Here is a 17,591-nt window from a genome sequence, read left to right as displayed (position 1 = left end):
AGCGCTCGCGGTAAGGCCGACATTCTGGGAGGACTGAATGCCACTGGACACTTCGAACGACATGTCGATGTCGCGTCAGGCGATGAAGGCAGAGCTTCTGGATGCCGAGACCGAGTTGCGCCTTGCCTATGCCTGGCGGGATGAGCGCGACGAACAGGCGCTGCACCGGCTGATAACGGCATATATGCGGCTGGCGATTTCGATGGCGGCCAAGTTCAAGCGTTATGGCGCGCCGATGAACGATCTGATTCAGGAGGCCGGGCTTGGCCTGATGAAAGCCGCCGACAAGTTCGACCCCGATCGCGGCGTGCGCTTTTCGACCTATGCGGTCTGGTGGATCAAGGCCTCGATCCAAGACTATGTAATGCGCAACTGGTCAATGGTGCGCACTGGCTCGACCTCGTCGCAGAAATCACTGTTTTTCAACATGCGCCGGGTTCAGGCCCGGCTGGAGCGTGAGGCCGCCTCGGATGGTATCGCGCTGGATCGGCATCAGTTGCACGAGAAGATCGCCTCGGAAATCGGGGTGCCGCTGCGCGATGTCGAGATGATGGATGGCCGGTTGGCGGGGTCCGACTTTTCGCTCAATGCGGTGCAGGCCGCCGATGAGGATGGTCGCGAATGGATCGATGCGCTGGAGGACGATGGCGATCAGGCGGCTGAGACGGTTGAACATCGTCATGACACCGAACAATTGCGCGAATGGTTACTGACCGCGATGCAGCGTCTGAACTCGCGGGAGCGCTTCATCGTGCGCGAACGCAAGCTGCGCGATGTGCCCCGGACGCTGGAAAGCCTGGGGCAGGAATTGGGCCTGTCCAAGGAGCGGATCCGCCAGTTGGAGGCTGCAGCCTTTCAGAAGATGCGGAAGAGCCTTGAAGCGCAGTCGCGAGAGGTGCAAGACTTGCTCGCATGAGACATGCGCTTGTTTGGCTTGTTGCCGCCACAGTAATTCTGGCCGCCCCGTTTCGGGCGGCTTTTGCGTCTGACCTGATCCCGGACGATATTCTCGACCAGATGAAACAGGCCGATGTGGTGATCCTGGGCGAGATCCACGACAATCCGCACCATCACCAGATTCAGGCCGAGGCGGTGCGCGCATTGCAACCCAAGGCCGTGGTTTGGGAGATGCTGACCGAAGAGGCCGCGGCGCGGGTGAACCGCAACCTCATTTCCGACGAATACAAACTGGCGCTTGAGTTGAAATGGGCCGAGTTGGGCTGGCCGCCGCTGGAGATGTATCTGGATATTTTCCGCGCAGCCCCCGACGCGCCGCTGCATGGCGCATTAGTCCCGCGCGCTGCAGCGCGAAGCGCAATGGAGCGTGGCGCGGCGGTGGCTATGGGTGCGGATGCGGCACGCTATGGTCTGACCATCCCGCTGCCGCCTGATGAACAGGCTGCAAGGATCGCCGACCAGCATGCGGCCCACTGCGAGGCCCTGCCCGAAGATATGTTGCCGCAGATGGTCGATGTACAGCGCCTGCGCGATGCGGTGCTGGCCCGCACCACGCTTGAGGCACTCGGCGAGGATGGCGCGCCCGTTGCGGTGATCACCGGAAATGGGCACGCACGCAAGGATCGCGGCATCCCGGTCTATCTCGCCCGCAGGCGGCCCGGTGTAAAGGTCTTTGTTCTGGGGCAGTCCGAGGATGGTCAGATCCAAGGCGAGTTTGATGCGATAATCGATAGCCCCACCGCCGAGCGCGAGGATCCCTGCAAGGCGTTCGAGTGATCCTGTCCCTCGATTCGGCACTGGCGGATTTCAGATCGCTTGCCTAGTGTTGGCGCAATCTTCGAACCGCGAGGGCCGCGATGCTGGCATCCAAGAAAATCCTGCTGATCATCGGGGGCGGTATCGCCGCCTATAAGTCGCTCGAACTGATCCGGCGTCTGCGCGAGCGCGGCGCCTCGGTAACCCCGGTACTGACCCGCGCGGCGGAGGAGTTTGTTACGCCCCTGTCGCTATCAGCTTTGGCGGGCGAGAAGGTCTACCGCGATCTCTTTGATCTGACGGATGAGGCCGAAATGGGCCATATCCAGTTGTCGCGTTCGGCTGATCTGGTGGTGGTGGCCCCGGCGACGGCTGATCTGATGGCCAAGATGGCTGGTGGGTTGGCGAATGATCTGGCCTCGACCCTGCTTCTGGCCACCGATACGCCCGTGCTGATCGCACCTGCGATGAATGTGCGGATGTGGGATCATCCCGCTACCGTTCGGAACCGGGCGCAATTGGCTGCCGACGGAGTTCTTTTTGTCGGACCGAATGAGGGTGACATGGCCTGCGGCGAATACGGGCCGGGGCGTATGGCGGAGCCTGCGGAAATACTCGCGGCAATCGACAGCCAACTGGGTGACAAGCCGCTGGCGGGCAAACGTATCCTTGTCACCTCCGGCCCCACCCATGAACCGATCGATCCGGTACGCTATATCGCCAACCGATCCTCGGGCGCGCAGGGCACGGCGGTGGCGCGGGCTCTGGCTGCGCTGGGTGCCGAGGTGGTGTTCGTCACCGGCCCCGCAGATGTTCCCCCACCCGCAGGGGTCGAGGTGATCCGGGTTGAGACGGCGCGCAACATGGCTTCGGTGGTCCAAGCCGCATTGCCGGTTGACGCTGGCGTCTTTGCCGCCGCCGTGGCTGACTGGCGGGTAACCAGTGCCTCGGATCGCAAGCTCAAGAAAACCCGCGATGGCGTTCCCGCGCTGGAATTCGCGGAAAACCCTGACATCCTCAAGACCGTCTCGCATCTGGAAAAGGACCGGCCACCGCTGGTCGTTGGGTTTGCAGCCGAAACCGAAGATGTAGTTGCCAATGCAACCTCTAAACGGACGCGCAAGGGCTGTGACTGGATCGTGGCCAATGATGTCAGCCCGGCTACCGGCATCATGGGCGGGCAGGAAAACGCTGTGATCCTGATTTCCGATGACGGCGCCGAGGAATGGCCGCGCATGCCGAAAGAAGAGGTGGCCGTGAAACTCGCGCGCCGCATCGCAGATGCGCTGATCGACTGACGGAGAGAGAGTGATGGTATCCATTCGGGTGATCCGCGAAGAGGGGGCCGACCCCTCGATCCCCTTGCCCAGTTACGAAACCACCGGCTCGGCCGGGGCGGATATCCGCGCCAGCCTGCCTGATCGCGGATCGGTGGTGTTGGAACCCGGCACGCGGGCGCTGGTGCCGACGGGCCTGCGGGTCGAGATCCCGGCAGGCTACGAAATCCAGGTCCGTCCGCGCTCGGGTCTGGCCTTGAAACACGGCATCACCCTGCCCAACACGCCGGGAACCATCGACAGCGACTATCGCGGCCCACTGGGAGTGATCATGATGAATGCCGGGACCGAAGCAGTTGAGATCACCCATGGCGACCGGATCGCACAGCTTGTGGTGGCCCCCGTTGTGCAGGCCCGCTTCGATCTGGCGGATGGCCTGTCCGATACCGCGCGCGGCGCGGGCGGATTCGGGTCGACAGGAACCGCCTGATGCTGCTGGTCTTTGTCCTCGCTGCGGCGTTGTGGAGTCTGGGCTGGATGCTGGATGTGCCCCGGCGCAATCGGATCGGCGTGGTTGTGGGGCTGTTCCTGATCGTTCTCTGCCTTCAGCTTGTCCTGCCGGGCGGGCATCCGGTGCGGGAGATGACCGGAAAGTCACCCGCGCTCTGGCTGCTGTTGGCGGGGTTTGGCATTCTTGCGGTGATCTATGGCCGTTTCGTTTCGGGCATGCGGGCGCGGGTGCAGACGGCGGAACCCGAGACACCTGCGAAATCCAGCGGCACGTTTTCGGAGACCGAGCTGGGACGCTATGCACGTCATATCGTGTTGCGGGAACTGGGCGGGCCGGGTCAGAAACGGCTGAAACAGGCGCGCATACTGGTGATCGGTGCAGGTGGGCTGGGCGCGCCTGCGCTGCAATATCTGGCGGCAGCCGGGGCAGGGACCATCGGTGTGATCGACGATGACGAGGTGGAAAACGCCAACCTGCAGCGCCAGGTGATCCACCGGGACGCAGATATCGGCATACCCAAGGTATTCTCGGCTCAAAAGGCGATGGAGGCGCAGAACCCCAACGTGGTGGTGCGCCCCTATCACCGCCGCCTGACCGAGGAGATCGCCGCAGAACTCTTTGCGGATTACGATCTGATCCTTGATGGCACCGATAATTTCGACACACGCTATCTGGCGAACCGGATAGCCGTGGCGCAGAAAAAGCCCCTGATCTCAGGTGCGCTGTCGCAATGGGAAGGCCAGATCAGCGTGTTTGATCCGCATTTTACAGGCCCCTGCTACCAGTGCATTTTCCCCGAAGCTCCCGCGCCCGGTCTGGCCCCGTCTTGTGCCGAGGCAGGCGTGATCGGGCCGCTGCCCGGTGTCATCGGCTCAATGATGGCACTGGAGGCGATCAAGGTGATCACCGGTGCGGGTGCCCCCCTGCGGGGCGAGATGCTGATTTATGACGGGCTCTATGGCGAGACGCGCAAGATCGCCTTGAAGAAGCGCGAGGACTGCCCGATCTGCGGCGCGGTCTGAGCTGTAGCGCCTTTTTGCGCCCCGCTCTGGACCATCTTTGCTCGCGCGCCTAGCTTGTCGCGCAAAGGAGACATCTATGACCAACCCGATCCTTGCGGACTGGACGACGCCCTTCGCCATCGCGCCATTCGATACCATTTCTGACGACGATTTTGCGCCTGCGCTGGAGCGTGCGCTCGCGACACATAATGCCGAAATCGACCGGATTGCCAGCAACCCAGAGGCTCCCGATTTCGCCAATACCATTGAGGCGATGGAGGCGGCGGGCGCGGATCTGGACAAGGTTCTGTCGGTCTTCTTCACGGTGGCCGGTGCGGACAGCAACCCGGCGCGCGAGGCGTTGCAACGTGATTTCTCGCCCCGGCTGGCGGCGCATTTCGCCGAAATCTCCGGGAACAAGGCGCTGTTCAAACGCATCGCTTCGGTCTGGGATGCCCGCGACACTCTTGATCTGAGCGAAGAGCAGCAAAGGGTGCTTATGCTGACCCATCGCAGCTTCGTCCGCGCCGGGGCGGCGCTGGAGGGTGACGCCGAGGCACGGATGAAAGAGATCAAGGGGCGGCTTGCCACGCTGGGTACCGAGTTCACGCAGAACCTGCTGGCGGATGAGCGTTACTGGTTCTTGGACCTCTCCGAGAAAGATCTGGAGGGCCTGCCCGATTTCGTGGTCGAGGCCACCCGCGCTGCGGGGGCCGAGAAAGAGGCCGCGGGTCCCGTTGTCACCCTGTCCCGCTCGCTGATTGTCCCCTTCCTGCAATTCTCGCCGCGCCGTGATCTGCGCGAAAAAGCCTATCGCGCCTGGACTGCGCGCGGGGCCAATGGCGGGGATACTGATAATCGCGATATCGCTGCCGAAATCCTTACCCTTCGCGAGGAACGGGCGCGGTTGCTGGGCTATGACAGTTTTGCCGACTACAAGCTGGAAACCGAGATGGCGCAGACGCCCGAGCGCGTGCGGGAGTTGCTGATGCAGGTCTGGACCCCGGCCAAGGCGCAAGCGGACGCGGATGCACAAACGCTGACCGCGATGATGCAGGCCGACGGCGTCAACGGTCCGTTAGAGGCCTGGGACTGGCGTTATTATGCCGAGAAACGCCGCAAAGCCGAGCATGATCTGGATGAGGCCGAGCTGAAACCCTACCTGCAGCTCGACCGCATGATCGAGGCGGCCTTTACCTGTGCCAAGCGCCTCTTCGGTCTGGAATTCGCGCCGTTGGATGTGCCGCTCTATCACCCCGATTGCCTGGCCTGGGAAGTGACCCGCGATGGCGCGCATGTGGCGGTGTTCATCGGGGATTACTTCGCGCGGGGCTCGAAACGCTCCGGCGCATGGTGCAGCGCGATGCGGTCTCAGGCCAAGTATCCGAAGGTACAGACACCTGTGGTAATCAACGTGTGCAATTTCGCCAAGGGCGACCCGGCGCTGCTGAGCTATGACGATGCGCGCACGCTGTTTCACGAATTTGGCCACGCGCTGCACCAGATGCTATCGAACGTGACCTATGAGAGTATCTCAGGCACCTCGGTCGCGCGCGATTTCGTGGAACTGCCCAGCCAGCTCTATGAACACTGGCTGGAAGTGCCGGAGGTGCTGGAGGAGTTTGCGACCCATGCCGAAACCGGCGCGGCCATGCCGCGCGACATGCTGGACAAGGTACTGGCGGCAGCCAATTTCGACATGGGGTTCCAGACGGTGGAATATGTGGCCTCGGCACTGGTGGACTTGGCCTTCCATGAGGGCGCTGCACCGGTTGATCCGATGGAACGGCAGGCCGAGGTTTTGACCGGGATCGGCATGCCAGCGGCCATCGGCATGCGCCACGCAACGCCACATTTCGCCCATGTCTTTGCCGGTGATGGCTATAGCTCGGGCTATTACAGCTATATGTGGTCGGAGGTGATGGACGCCGATGCCTTCGCTGCCTTTGAGGAGGCGGGTGGCGCTTTCGACCCGGACCGTGCCAAAGCGCTTGAGGCACATATTCTGTCCACCGGCGGCTCGAAAGAACCCGAAGAGCTCTATACCGCGTTCCGGGGCCGCCTGCCAGGGGTCGAGGCGCTGTTGAAGGGCCGGGGGCTGGTGGCGGCCTGAGATCAGGCAGGCCTAATAGCCGTGATCGCGATCCACCAGATGCAGGAAGGGCTCGCCCGTTTCACCTCGCCGGATATTCTCGGCAATGATCCTGACTGCCGTCTCGGGCCGTGTCTCCGAGGCGATATGCGGGGTGACTGTGACCTGACTGTGTGCCCAATAGGGATGGTCGGCTGGCAGCGGCTCTGTGCGGAAGACATCCAGTGTGGCATGCCCGATCTGGCCGCTGTCCAGCGCGGCCAGCAGTGCATCATCGTCAATCAGCGGCCCGCGTCCGGGGTTGATGATCACCGCGCCGCGCGGCAGCCTTGCCAGCGTATCAGTATTGAGGATGTCGGTTGTCGCCGGGGTGTCCGGCAGCAGCAGCACAAGGATTTCCGCGCTGTCCAACGCCTCTAGCAGGCCCGCCTCGCCATCATAGCAGGTCAATCCCGGGATTGACTTTGCGGTGCGGCTCCAGCCTGTGGTGTTGAAACCGAGACTGGCCAGCGCCTCGCCTGCGGCCTGTCCTAGCTCGCCCAGCCCCAGCAGGCAGATGGTGCGGTCCTGCGACAGCGGCGGTACAAAACGGCGCCACACACCGTCCTGCCCATTGATATGTAGATCCATGCCGAGATGATGGCGCAGCACGTGACCTGTCACCCATTCCGTCATGCCCTGCCGCAGGCCCTGATCCACCATCCGCGCCAGCGGGACGGTCAGAGTTGGGTTGCCGACAATGCTCTCGGCCCCGGCCCAGAGGCTCAGCACCGCCTTGAGCCTTGTATAGGGCGTGAAATCGCTGAGCCCGCCATTGGGGGCGTAGACGATATAATCGACTTCGGCCGGATCAAACTCGATGGCGAGGGTGAAGGCGATGCCGGTATCGGCGATCGCAGCCTCTAAAAGCTCGCGATACTGGGGCCAGCGCTCGGGATGGGCGGAAAACAGGACATTGACGCTCATCGCGGGGGTCTTTCTTATCTGGCCCGATGAATATGGGCGCTTTGAACAAGGCCGAAGGCGGCCAGCAGCACCAGCATGGCCGAGCCGCCATAGCTGACCAGCGGCAAGGGCACGCCCACCACCGGGGCCAGCCCCATCACCATCGACATGTTCACCGCAAAGAACAGGAAGAAGTTCACCGCGATCCCCAGCGTGACCAGCGACGAGAACCGGTCGCGTGTAGCCAGCGCGGTGACCACGCAGAAGATGATGATCAGCGTATAAAGCGCCAGCAGAGAGAAGCCGCCGACAAAGCCGAACTCCTCCGCCAGGGTTGTGAAGATGAAATCGGTATGCTTTTCCGGCAGGAAGTTCAGTCGCGATTGGGTGCCCTGCATGAAGCCGCGCCCCGACCAGCCCCCGGACCCCAGCGCGATCTTGGACTGGGTGATGTGATATCCTGCCCCCAGCGGATCGGTTGACGGATCAAGGAAGGTGTCGATGCGCCGGTATTGATAGTCCTTGAGCAATTGCCAATCGGTCCCGCGACTGTTGAAAACGGCAAAGATCAGCCCGACGCCTGCGCCAATCACGGCGCCGAAATAGGCCCAGTGCACCCCGGCAAAAAACATCATCGCGCCGCCTGCCGCCAGCAACAGGATCGCGGTGCCCAGATCGGGTTGGCGCAGCACCATGAAGGTGGGGAAGAGGATCAACAGCACCGGCAGAATGACCCAGATCGGTCGCGAGGTGCGCTTGGCCGGTAGCCAGTCGTAATAGGCGGCCAGCAGCATCACCAGCGTGACCTTCATCAATTCCGAGGGTTGCAGCCGCATGAAGCCCAGATCGATCCAGCGTTGCGCGCCCATGCCCACCGTGCCGACCAGTTCCACCGCAAAGAGCAGCGCGATAGAGGTCAGATAGGCCACCACAGACATGTTGCGCCAGAACCAGATCGGCACCATCGCCACGATCATCATCACCGCCAGCCCCAGCGCAAACCGCTTCATCTGCGGCTCGGCCCAGGGGGTGAACGACCCGCCCGCCACCGAATAGAGCATCAGGAACCCGACCGAGGCGACGCTGATCAGCAGCAACGTCAGCGGCCAGTTCATGAACAGGAACTTGCGCAGCCCTGTGGGCGTCGATTTGACGTTATGCTCGAGGTAACTCATGCGCGGTCGCTGCCATCCGAGGGGGCAATCCCGTTACGCAGTTGGTCCAGCCGCTCTTGCTGCTCCTTGATGCGCTCGCGATCCTTGGAGGGGTAAGCCTCCAGCGGAGGATTGCCATTATAGAGCGCTTGCAGCATCACGTCGCGCGCCACCGGGGCTGCCGCCTTGGAGCCGCCGCCGCCATGCTCGACCACCACAGCCACCGCGTATTTGGGCTTGTCGAATGGCGCGTAACACACGAACAGCGCGTGGTCGCGGCGTTCCCAGGGCAGGTCGCTGTTGCGGATCACGCCCGCGGCGCGTTCGGCCTTGGTGATGTTGCGGACCTGGCTGGTGCCGGTCTTGCCCGCCATGCGATAGCTGTCCTCGATGATGCGCGAGCCATAGGCCGTGCCGCGCCGGTCGTTTGAGACCGCATACATCGCATTGCGGATGTAGCGCAGGTTGCGTTTGTCGATATCCAGCGGCTCGCCCGCGCCTGAGGGCTGTTCGATCCCGTCGATGGATTTCACCAAGCGGGGCGTGACCGAGCGACCGGTGGCGATGCGTGCCGACATGACTGCAAGCTGCAGCGGTGAGGCCAACATGAAGCCCTGGCCGATCGAGGCGTTTGCAGTGTCGCCGACCAGCCAGCCCTCACCATGCACCCGTTCTTTCCAGGCCTGGGTGGGCGTCAACCCGCTGCGCACGGCGGACATGGGCAGATCGTGCTTCACCCCCAGGCCCAGCTTATTGGCCATGGCCGAGATGTTGTCGATGCCGGTCTTCACCGCGACGTCATAGTAATAGACATCGCAACTGCGTTTGAGCGACAGCAGCAGATCAACCGTACCGTGCCCGCCGCGTTTCCAGCAGTGGAAGCGGCGATTGCCGACCTTGTGGAAGCCGGGGCAGTAAGACGTGTCGCCGGGGCCGACGACGCCCGCTTCCAACGCGGCCAGCGCGGTGACCATCTTGAAGGTCGAGCCAGGCGGGTAGGTGCCCTGCACCGATTTGTTGGCCAGTGGGCGATAGGGATCATCGGTCAGGCGTTTGTAATCGGCCACCGAAATGCCACGTACAAAGAGATTGGGATCAAAGCTGGGGGCCGAGACGATGGCCCGCAGATCGCCGGTGTCGCAGTCGATCACCACGGCGCTGGCGCTTTCGCCCTCGAGCCGCGCCTGCACATATCTCTGAAGATCGCCATCGACCGACAATTGCAGGTCAGCACCGGCATCGCCCTCGCGGCGGCTGAGTTCGCGCATCACGCGGCCCCCTGCGTTGACCTCGACGCGCTTGGCGCCCGCGCGCCCGCGCAACAGGTCCTCGCGCTTGGCCTCAAGACCCACCTTGCCGATCTGGAAGCGCGGGATGCGCAGCACCGGTTCGGGGTCTTCCATCTGGCTCAAGTCATAATCGCTGACCGGGCCGACATAGCCGATGACATGGGCGAAATCGCCTTTTTGTGGGTAGTGGCGCGCCAGCCCGACCTCGGGCGTGATACCGGGCAGGGACGGGGCGTTGACCGCCACTTTCGAGATCTCCTCCCACGTGACCTGATCGGCCAGCGTGATGGGCAGGAAAGCGGGCGCGCGGCGCATCTCGGCGCGGGCGCGTTCCAGGTCTTCGGGATCGAGATAGATCAGCTTGGACAGATCGCTGATCACCTTTTCCACGTCGCCGGCATCCTCGCGCACGATGATGATCCGGTAAGAGGGCGAGTTTTGACCCAGTATCTTGCCATTGCGGTCGAACAGCTGGCCCCGCGCGGGCGCGATCAGGCGGATATTGATCCTGTTTTCCTCGGCAAGCAGCCGGAATTCATCGGCCTGATCCACCTGCATGTATCGCATCCGCATGCCCAGTGCGCCGACAAAGGCGGCCTGCAATCCGCCCACGACCAGCGCGCGGCGCGAGACTTGCCGATGGGTGACTTCCAGTTCCTTGGGATTGCGTTTCATGATCTGGCTCCCAGCGCATCCGCGTCGGATCGTTTCATCTTGCGCACCCCGAACACAACCTGACTGATGACCACGGCGACCGGGTAGAACAGGATCGTCAAAACCAGTTGTGACACCGATAGCAGCAGGGGTGGCGCGCCGATCTCGGTCAGGCCCAGAATCGCCCGGTCGGCGGCGAAGATCGCAAACAGCACCCCGGCGACGGTGAGCCATTCGGTGGCAAAATTGGTCTCGCTGGCGGGTGTTGCTGCCCGGCCCCGCAAAAAAGCACAACCCGCCACAACCATCGCCGCCAGCAAGCCCGGCGGTTTCTGCAACAGAAGATCGATCGTCAGCATGGCCGCCGCGACCAGCAGGGTCGGCACATAATCGGGCCGCCGCATCACCCAGGCGAAGGTGAAGGCCACGAACAGATCGGGCGGCGCCAGATGGCGTGGAACGGTGTCCAAGGGCAGCAGGTGAAAGAACAGGATCACGATCATCAGGCCGCAATAGACCAGCCACATAAACCAGGTGCGCGAAGAGAGGCTAGCCATCTGCGCCTCCTCCGGTCTCGGGCACCAATGCGGTATCCGAGGGTCGCATCGGCCCCACAACGCCGCCGGGATCGGTGACTGGGTTGGTGCCCTGATGGCGCAGTACGCGCAGGAATTCCAGCCGCTCATAGTCTGCCGACAGCCGCACGCGCAGCCTACCGGCGGGGTCTGCCGCAACCTGTCCGATCAGCAATCCGGCGGGAAAGACGCCGCCATCGCCCGAGGTGATGACGCGGTCGCCGGGCCGGACCAACTCGCGATTTTCCAGAAAATCCAGCACCGGCGCGGCAGAGTTATCGCCCGCAATCAGCGCATTCTGCCCCGAGGGCTGGATCGTGGCGGGAATGGCGCTGGCCGCATCGGTCAGCAGAATCACCCGCGCCGTATTCTGCCCCACGCCCGAGATCCGGCCCACCAGCCCGATCCCATCCATTGCGGCCCAACCATCAACGATTCCGTCCCGTGCGCCCACGTTTAGCAGCACGGATTGGCGGAAGGGCGAGCCGCTATCGGCCATCACCACGCCGGTGATATAGGTCAGGCGCGGGTCTAGGCGCACATTGTTGAGGTCCAGCAGCCGGGCGTTTTCCTGCTCCAACTGCAATGCAGCTTCCTTCCAGGCGCGCATCCGCCGCAGCTCGCTGCGCAACTCTTGGTTCTGTTCGCTCAGACGCTGGTAGCTTTGGAAATCGCGCAGCAGGTTGATGGTGGCGGTGACCGGCACCATGGCCCAATCCATTGATGGGACGACCTTATCGGTCACTTGAGCACGAAAGCGCTCCACACGCGGGCTGTCGATGCGCCAGACCAGAAAGATGCCGATCAGGCACAGCAGAACAACCCCCAACAGCAGTCGCTTCAGGGGGCCCGAATAGTCTTCGTGCTGTGATCGGTCCTTGGCCAAAAGGTCCTCTCAGCGGGTTCCTACCGGTGCGGGCAAGCCCGAACGCAGTGAACTGTCCCCATAAGAAGGGTGCGCGCCTTAGCTGTCGTAGTCAATCGCGTGGCGCAGTTGCTTTTCGTATTCCAGCGCCTTGCCGGTCCCCAATGCAACACAATTGAGGCTTTCATCGGCGATCGACACCGCCAGACCGGTCTGCTCGCGCAGCGCCAAATCCAGATCGCCCAGTAACGCACCGCCACCTGTCAGCATCACGCCGCGGTCAACAATGTCTGCGGCCAGATCGGGCGGAGTGGTTTCCAGCGCGGTCATCACCGCCTCGCAGATCTGCTGCACCGGTTCTGCCAGCGCCTCGGCCACCTGGGCCTGGCTGATCTCGATTTCCTTGGGTACGCCATTCAGCAGGTCGCGTCCCCGGATCTGCATCGACTGGCCGCGCCCGTCATCAGGCATACGGGCGGTGCCGATGGTGGTCTTGATGCGCTCGGCGGTGGTTTCGCCGACCAGCAGATTCTGCTGGCGGCGCAGGTAGTTCACGATGCCCTCATCCATGCGGTCGCCACCAACGCGGACCGAGCGGGCATAGACGATATCGCCCAGTGAAAGAACGGCTACCTCGGTGGTACCGCCGCCGATATCCACGACCATGTTACCGGTCGGATCGGTGATCGGCATACCCGCACCAATGGCCGCCGCAATGGGTTCGGCGATCAGACCGGCACGCCGGGCACCCGCCGACATCACCGACTGGCGGATCGCCCGTTTTTCCACCGGCGTCGCACCATGGGGCACGCAGACGATGATCTTGGGCTTAGAGAAGGTCGAGCGTTTGTGCACCTTGCGGATGAAGTGCTTGATCATCTCTTCGGCAGTGTCGAAATCGGCGATCACCCCTTCGCGCATCGGGCGGATCGCCTCAATGCTGCCCGGTGTCCGGCCCAGCATCAGCTTGGCGTCTTCGCCTACGGCAAGCACCTTCTTGACGCCATCCTTGACGTGATAGGCCACCACTGAGGGTTCCGACAGGATTACCCCGCGCCCCTTGACGTAAACCAGCGTGTTCGCGGTCCCCAGATCGATGGCCATGTCCGACGAGAACAAGCCGCCAAGATTTCCAAACACCGACATATTTGCGTGATCCTGTAGAGTGCTGCCCAGTTGTCCTGCGACTCTGATGATCGCAGGAATTTTTAACCTTATAGGCCTCTACAGGTGGTGGGGGAAGGGCCGAATCCACCTAAATCAGCGCGATTCCGCCCTCCCTGACGTCAAAGCGCGATGCGGAAGCGGGCAAATCCGTCCGGTCCGTCGCCCGCAGGCTCGATGGTGACACCTTGCACATCCTCGACATAATCGGCTGCTTTGGGGCCGGTGTCGAACAACACGCTGGTATCGGGTAAAGGGGCAAAGGACCAGTTGGCATCCGCCTTGGGGCTGATCGTGCCTTTCTCGACAATATAGCGCACGATCACGTCGCGGTTGGTGTCGGGCCCTTCAAAGACGATGGTGTCGCCCATGGCACCCGGGAACTTGCCGCCGCCGCCTGCGCGGTAGTTGTTTGTGGCGATGATGAACTGCGCCTCAGGATCAATCGGTGCGCCGTTGAACTGCAGGTTCACGATACGATTGGCGTCGGGGTTGATGACCTCGCCCTTGGGGTCGAATTTCGACGGCTGGCTCAGGTCGATCTGGTAGGTCACCCCGTCGATCACGTCGAAATTATAGCTGGGGAATTCCGGGTTCAGCAGCACCTGATCCGCTTTGCCCGCTTCGACCTGATTGAACATGCCCGCCGAGCGTTCCAGCCAGTCTTTGACCTGCGCGCCGCTGACCCGAACCGCACGCGCGGTGTTGGGATAGAGGTAGAGGTCCGAGACATTCTTGATCGCCACATCGCCCTTGGGCACGTCGGTGAAATATTCCGGCCCGCCCCGGCCACCGGCCTTGAACGGCGCCGCGGCGCTCAGGATCGGCAGACCTTCATGTTCGGTACCCTTCAGCATCTGCTCGATATACCAAAGCTGCGCGATCGAGACGATCTGCACCGAGGGGTCATCCGCCACCAGCGCGAAATAGGAATGCAGCGGTGCGTCGGTCTTGCCGACGGCGCGGCGGACATAGGCCAGAGTCGCGTCATGATCCCCCTGCACGCTGTCCAGCACATCCTGCTGGCTGTCGACCAGCGCGGTGATCGAACGATCTTCGTTGCGTTTCGAGATCGGGCGCGCCTCGGTCGCGTGACTGACGATCTTCCATTCATTGCCCGAGCGTTCCAGCATCAGGTCGATCAGACCCAGATGCGAGCCCCAGAACCCGCCCATCGCGGCGGGTTTGCCGTGGATCGTACCCTTGGCCACATCCACCGCCGCGATGCCGTCATAATCCGACGAGGGGAAGACCCGGTGATGGTGCCCGGTCAGCACGGCATCGATGCCCTCAACAGCCGCGAGCGGGACGGAAGCGTTTTCCATCCCGTCACTGTGGTCGGCCTCGCCAATACCGGAATGCGAAAGCGCGATGATGATATCGGCGCCTTCTTCCTTCATCTGTGGCACATAGGCCTGCGCGGTGGCCACGATATCGCGAGCCTGCACCTTGCCCTCCAGATGGCGGCGGTCCCAGTTCATGACCTGAGGCGGCACGAAGCCGATCAGGCCAACCTTGATCGGGTGGGTTTCGCCGCTGCCATCGGTCAATTTTTTTTCGAGGATCACGTAAGGCTTGATCAGCGTCTTGTCCTTGGTCGGATCGCTGCCCATCTCCAGCGCCACATTGGCGCTGACCACAGGGAATTCGGCACCTGCCAGAGACTTCGCCAGGAAATCTAGCCCGTAGTTGAACTCGTGATTGCCCAGCGTTGAGGCGTCAAAACCCACGGCGTTCATGGCTGTGATGATCGGATGGCTGTCGCCTTCCTTCATGCCCCGCTCATAGGCGATATAGTCGCCCATCGGGTTACCCTGTAGGAAGTCGCCATTGTCGATCAGCATTGAGTTGGTGGCCTCGTCCCGGATATCCTTGATGATCGAGGCAGTACGAGCCAGACCCACCGTATCGCGCGGCTTGTCGGCGTAATAGTCATAGGGAAACACATGGACGTGCAGGTCGGTGGTCTCCATTAACCGCAAATGCGCCTGATTGGCGGCGGCGCGGGCCGAGAACGGATGAAGCGCGATGAAACCGGCGGTTCCGGCAAGGAAACCCCGGCGGGTGAGCGAAAGTGACATGGTATCTTCCCTGAGATTGCGTCGCGAAGGGGCAGCATTTGCTTGTTTCGAAAGGATAGCAGTGAAGATGAGTGAGCGATAGCAACAACGTTAGCGAAATCTTGCCGTTAGCAGCGCGCAAAAGCCACTAGTTGCGAGCCTGCACAGGTGTCGCAGGGTGTCTGAACCTATCTTAATCCATCTTATAGGCTCAACATATTCGGTGCTCCCATGTCGGTTAAGTTGAAAGGGGGCAGAATGCCAACCCTTTCCGTTACCAACATGAAAGGGAGCAACCATGACCAATTCCAATCAGGCCAAATCGGAGAAACTGGCCGCTCTGTACGAGCGTGTCCAACAGGACGAGGCGTTTCGCAAACTGCTGAAAGCCGACCCGAAGAGCGCCGTCGAGCCCTATATGGGCAAGTTACCCGATGGTGTAGAGCTCAAGGTCGTTCAGAATACGGGCGACACCAAATACCTCCACGTTCCAAGTGCGCCCAATCAGCGCGAGGTCTCGGATGGCGATCTTTTGGGTGCGCAGGGCGGCACTGGTGGTTTTTGTGCCATTACCGTATTGACGCTAACTGTCGGGCTTGGGACTGCGGTGGCCTCGCTCGGAATAACAAATCAGAAGTGACGCGCAACATAGCGCGCCAATGCGCGGTCGGTCAAAACCTCCAGCAAGGCGAAAGACTCTCCGCCTTGCTGGCGTCTTTCAAGTCAGGTCCTTGTAGCTGATCTCGCGCGCATCCGCGCCCGGGCCGGTTTTCTCGCGCCGCACCATCAGGCGGTTCAGGGCGTGGATATAGGCTTTGGCCGAGGCGACGACCGTGTCGGTATTGGCCGACTCGCCGGTGGCGATCATGCCGTCCTCGCTCAGGCGGACCGCAACGGTGGCCTGCGCATCGGTGCCCTCGGTCACGGCGCTGACCTGGTAGAGTTGCAGCCGCGCCTTGTTGGGGTGGATCTGGCGGATCGCCTTGAAGGTGGCATCGACCGGGCCGTCGCCTTCGGAGGTCTCGGTGACGTCTTCGCCGTCCACCTGCATCTCGACCGTGGCTTCGGCGGGGCCGTTGGTGCCGCAGGTGACCTTCATCGAGACCAGATGCAGGTGATCGTTTTCGCCATCCTCCTCGATCCGCACAAGCGCGATCAGGTCGTCGTCAAACACCTCTTTCTTGCGATCGGCCAATTCCTTGAACCTCACGAAGAGATCCTTAAGCTGGTTGTCGCCCACCTCATAGCCCAGCGTCTTGAGCTTGTCGCGCAAGGCGGCGCGGCCCGAATGTTTGCCCAAGGGCAGGGCGGTGCCCGCGATGCCCACATCCTCGGGGCGCATGATCTCGAAGGTTTCCTTGTTCTTCAGCATCCCGTCCTGATGGATGCCGCTTTCATGGGCAAAGGCGTTCTTGCCCACGATGGCCTTGTTGAACTGGACCGGAAAGCCCGAAACAGTCGCGACGCGATGCGAGATGTGCTTGATCTTGGTGGTGTCGATGCCGGTGCTCCACGGCATAATGTCATTACGCACTTTCAGCGCCATCACCACCTCTTCCAAAGCGGTGTTGCCCGCCCGCTCACCGAGCCCGTTGATGGTGCATTCGATCTGGCGTGCGCCACCTGCGACAGCAGCCAGCGAGTTGGCGGTCGCCATGCCGAGGTCGTTGTGGCAATGGGTGGCAAAAACCACCTCATCGGCACCCGAGACCGTTTCGATCAGCTTGCGGATCATCTCGGCCTTTTCCATCGGCGCGGTGTAACCCACCGTGTCGGGGATGTTGATCGTGGTGGCCCCGGCCTTGATCGCGATCTCGATCACCCGGCAGAGATAATCCCACTCGGTCCGGGTCGCATCCATCGGCGACCATTGCACATTATCCACCAGATTGCGGGCATGGGTCACCGTGTCATGGATGCGGTCGGCCATCTCGTCCTGGGTCAGGTTCGGGATGGCGCGGTGCAGCGGTGAGGTGCCGATGAAGGTGTGGATGCGCGGGCGCACGGAATTGCGCACGGCCTCTGCGCAGCGGTCGATATCCTTGAAATTGGCGCGCGCCAGCCCGCAGATCACCGCGTCCTTGGATCGTTCGGCAATCTCGGATACGGCGTTGAAATCCCCCTCGGAGGCGATTGGGAAGCCCGCTTCGATGATGTCGACGCCCATATCGTCCAGCAGTTCCGCGATTTCGAGCTTTTCGGCATGGGTCATGGTAGCGCCCGGGCTTTGCTCGCCATCGCGCAATGTGGTGTCAAAGATCAAGACTCGGTCTTGTGTCATAGGTCCGGTC

At 62.1% G+C, this 17,591-nt stretch carries 15 protein-coding genes; 7 read left to right on the top strand and 8 right to left on the bottom strand.

Annotated elements, in window-relative coordinates; all coding sequences use genetic code 11:
* Positions 1 to 37: 37 nt before the first annotated feature.
* The 6 genes from Q5Y75_RS09230 to Q5Y75_RS09205 all read left to right on the top strand — a co-directional run bounded on the left by Q5Y75_RS09230 (position 38) and on the right by Q5Y75_RS09205 (position 6,615).
* Positions 38 to 916, top strand: a complete 879-nt coding sequence (locus Q5Y75_RS09230) for an RNA polymerase factor sigma-32 (RefSeq protein WP_306196558.1) — start codon at positions 38 to 40, stop codon at positions 914 to 916.
* Positions 913 to 1,734 carry a ChaN family lipoprotein gene (locus Q5Y75_RS09225; RefSeq protein ID WP_306196557.1) on the top strand — a complete coding sequence of 274 codons (822 nt, stop codon included), beginning with the start codon at positions 913 to 915 and terminating at the stop codon, positions 1,732 to 1,734. The genes Q5Y75_RS09230 and Q5Y75_RS09225 overlap by 4 nt, the downstream gene beginning before the upstream one ends.
* Positions 1,735 to 1,814: 80 nt before the next feature.
* Positions 1,815 to 3,011, top strand: coding sequence for a bifunctional phosphopantothenoylcysteine decarboxylase/phosphopantothenate--cysteine ligase CoaBC (gene coaBC, locus Q5Y75_RS09220; protein WP_306196555.1), 1,197 nt, complete (start codon positions 1,815 to 1,817; stop codon positions 3,009 to 3,011).
* A gap of 13 nt (positions 3,012 to 3,024) precedes the next feature.
* On the top strand, positions 3,025 to 3,480 hold the full coding sequence (gene dut, locus Q5Y75_RS09215; RefSeq protein ID WP_306196554.1) for a dUTP diphosphatase: 456 nt from the start codon (positions 3,025 to 3,027) through the stop codon (positions 3,478 to 3,480).
* Positions 3,480 to 4,523 (top strand): HesA/MoeB/ThiF family protein, encoded by a 1,044-nt coding sequence (locus tag Q5Y75_RS09210; protein WP_306196552.1) that lies wholly within the window; start codon positions 3,480 to 3,482, stop codon positions 4,521 to 4,523. Before dut ends, Q5Y75_RS09210 begins: the two co-directional genes overlap by 1 nt.
* A gap of 76 nt (positions 4,524 to 4,599) precedes the next feature.
* Positions 4,600 to 6,615, top strand: a complete 2,016-nt coding sequence (locus Q5Y75_RS09205; RefSeq protein ID WP_306196549.1) for a M3 family metallopeptidase — start codon at positions 4,600 to 4,602, stop codon at positions 6,613 to 6,615.
* Positions 6,616 to 6,627: 12 nt separating this feature from the next.
* Here Q5Y75_RS09205 and Q5Y75_RS09200 read toward each other — a convergent pair whose 3' ends face one another.
* The 7 genes from Q5Y75_RS09200 to Q5Y75_RS09170 form a co-directional block, all read right to left on the bottom strand.
* On the bottom strand, positions 6,628 to 7,560 hold the full coding sequence (locus Q5Y75_RS09200; protein ID WP_306196547.1) for a 2-hydroxyacid dehydrogenase: 933 nt from the start codon (positions 7,558 to 7,560) through the stop codon (positions 6,628 to 6,630).
* Positions 7,561 to 7,574: 14 nt separating this feature from the next.
* Positions 7,575 to 8,714, bottom strand: a complete 1,140-nt coding sequence (gene rodA / locus Q5Y75_RS09195) for a rod shape-determining protein RodA (RefSeq protein WP_306196545.1) — start codon at positions 8,712 to 8,714, stop codon at positions 7,575 to 7,577.
* Complete coding sequence (gene mrdA / locus Q5Y75_RS09190) at positions 8,711 to 10,657, bottom strand: penicillin-binding protein 2 (protein WP_306196543.1); 1,947 nt, start codon at positions 10,655 to 10,657, stop codon at positions 8,711 to 8,713. The genes rodA and mrdA overlap by 4 nt, the downstream gene beginning before the upstream one ends.
* A complete protein-coding gene (locus tag Q5Y75_RS09185; RefSeq protein ID WP_306196540.1) occupies positions 10,654 to 11,193 on the bottom strand; it encodes a rod shape-determining protein MreD in 540 nt (179 codons plus the stop codon). Before Q5Y75_RS09185 ends, mrdA begins: the two co-directional genes overlap by 4 nt.
* Positions 11,186 to 12,097: a rod shape-determining protein MreC gene (gene mreC, locus Q5Y75_RS09180; protein WP_306196539.1), complete on the bottom strand. Its 912-nt coding sequence runs from the start codon at positions 12,095 to 12,097 to the stop codon at positions 11,186 to 11,188. The genes Q5Y75_RS09185 and mreC overlap by 8 nt, the downstream gene beginning before the upstream one ends.
* 78 nt (positions 12,098 to 12,175) lie before the next feature.
* Positions 12,176 to 13,222, bottom strand: a complete 1,047-nt coding sequence (locus Q5Y75_RS09175; protein ID WP_249707463.1) for a rod shape-determining protein — start codon at positions 13,220 to 13,222, stop codon at positions 12,176 to 12,178.
* Between the two features lie 140 nt (positions 13,223 to 13,362).
* Positions 13,363 to 15,321, bottom strand: a complete 1,959-nt coding sequence (locus Q5Y75_RS09170; RefSeq protein ID WP_306196536.1) for a bifunctional 2',3'-cyclic-nucleotide 2'-phosphodiesterase/3'-nucleotidase — start codon at positions 15,319 to 15,321, stop codon at positions 13,363 to 13,365.
* Between the two features lie 277 nt (positions 15,322 to 15,598).
* Between Q5Y75_RS09170 and Q5Y75_RS09165 the strand changes: the two genes are divergently transcribed.
* The gene (locus Q5Y75_RS09165; protein ID WP_306196534.1) at positions 15,599 to 15,940 is read left to right on the top strand and encodes a hypothetical protein; all 342 of its coding nucleotides are present in this window, start codon (positions 15,599 to 15,601) and stop codon (positions 15,938 to 15,940) included.
* Between the two features lie 78 nt (positions 15,941 to 16,018).
* On the opposite strand, the gene Q5Y75_RS09160 is transcribed toward Q5Y75_RS09165, so the two are convergent.
* On the bottom strand, positions 16,019 to 17,581 hold the full coding sequence (locus tag Q5Y75_RS09160; RefSeq protein ID WP_306196533.1) for a 2-isopropylmalate synthase: 1,563 nt from the start codon (positions 17,579 to 17,581) through the stop codon (positions 16,019 to 16,021).
* Positions 17,582 to 17,591 lie beyond the last annotated feature (10 nt).

The organism is Ruegeria discodermiae (assembly GCF_030758345.1).
GTDB lineage: Bacteria > Pseudomonadota > Alphaproteobacteria > Rhodobacterales > Rhodobacteraceae > Ruegeria_C.
Note: the sequence above shows the minus strand (reverse complement) of the source record. Positions and strands in the feature narration are given on the sequence as shown.

Coding starts and splice junctions, on each gene's coding strand:
- Q5Y75_RS09230 (WP_306196558.1), top strand. CDS start 38: ATGCCACTGGACACTTCGAACGACATGTCGATGTCGCGTCAGGCGATG.
- Q5Y75_RS09225 (WP_306196557.1), top strand. CDS start 913: ATGAGACATGCGCTTGTTTGGCTTGTTGCCGCCACAGTAATTCTGGCC.
- coaBC (WP_306196555.1), top strand. CDS start 1,815: ATGCTGGCATCCAAGAAAATCCTGCTGATCATCGGGGGCGGTATCGCC.
- dut (WP_306196554.1), top strand. CDS start 3,025: ATGGTATCCATTCGGGTGATCCGCGAAGAGGGGGCCGACCCCTCGATC.
- Q5Y75_RS09210 (WP_306196552.1), top strand. CDS start 3,480: ATGCTGCTGGTCTTTGTCCTCGCTGCGGCGTTGTGGAGTCTGGGCTGG.
- Q5Y75_RS09205 (WP_306196549.1), top strand. CDS start 4,600: ATGACCAACCCGATCCTTGCGGACTGGACGACGCCCTTCGCCATCGCG.
- Q5Y75_RS09200 (WP_306196547.1), bottom strand. CDS start 7,560: ATGAGCGTCAATGTCCTGTTTTCCGCCCATCCCGAGCGCTGGCCCCAG.
- rodA (WP_306196545.1), bottom strand. CDS start 8,714: ATGAGTTACCTCGAGCATAACGTCAAATCGACGCCCACAGGGCTGCGC.
- mrdA (WP_306196543.1), bottom strand. CDS start 10,657: ATGAAACGCAATCCCAAGGAACTGGAAGTCACCCATCGGCAAGTCTCG.
- Q5Y75_RS09185 (WP_306196540.1), bottom strand. CDS start 11,193: ATGGCTAGCCTCTCTTCGCGCACCTGGTTTATGTGGCTGGTCTATTGC.
- Q5Y75_RS09175 (WP_249707463.1), bottom strand. CDS start 13,222: ATGTCGGTGTTTGGAAATCTTGGCGGCTTGTTCTCGTCGGACATGGCC.
- Q5Y75_RS09170 (WP_306196536.1), bottom strand. CDS start 15,321: ATGTCACTTTCGCTCACCCGCCGGGGTTTCCTTGCCGGAACCGCCGGT.
- Q5Y75_RS09165 (WP_306196534.1), top strand. CDS start 15,599: ATGACCAATTCCAATCAGGCCAAATCGGAGAAACTGGCCGCTCTGTAC.
- Q5Y75_RS09160 (WP_306196533.1), bottom strand. CDS start 17,581: ATGACACAAGACCGAGTCTTGATCTTTGACACCACATTGCGCGATGGC.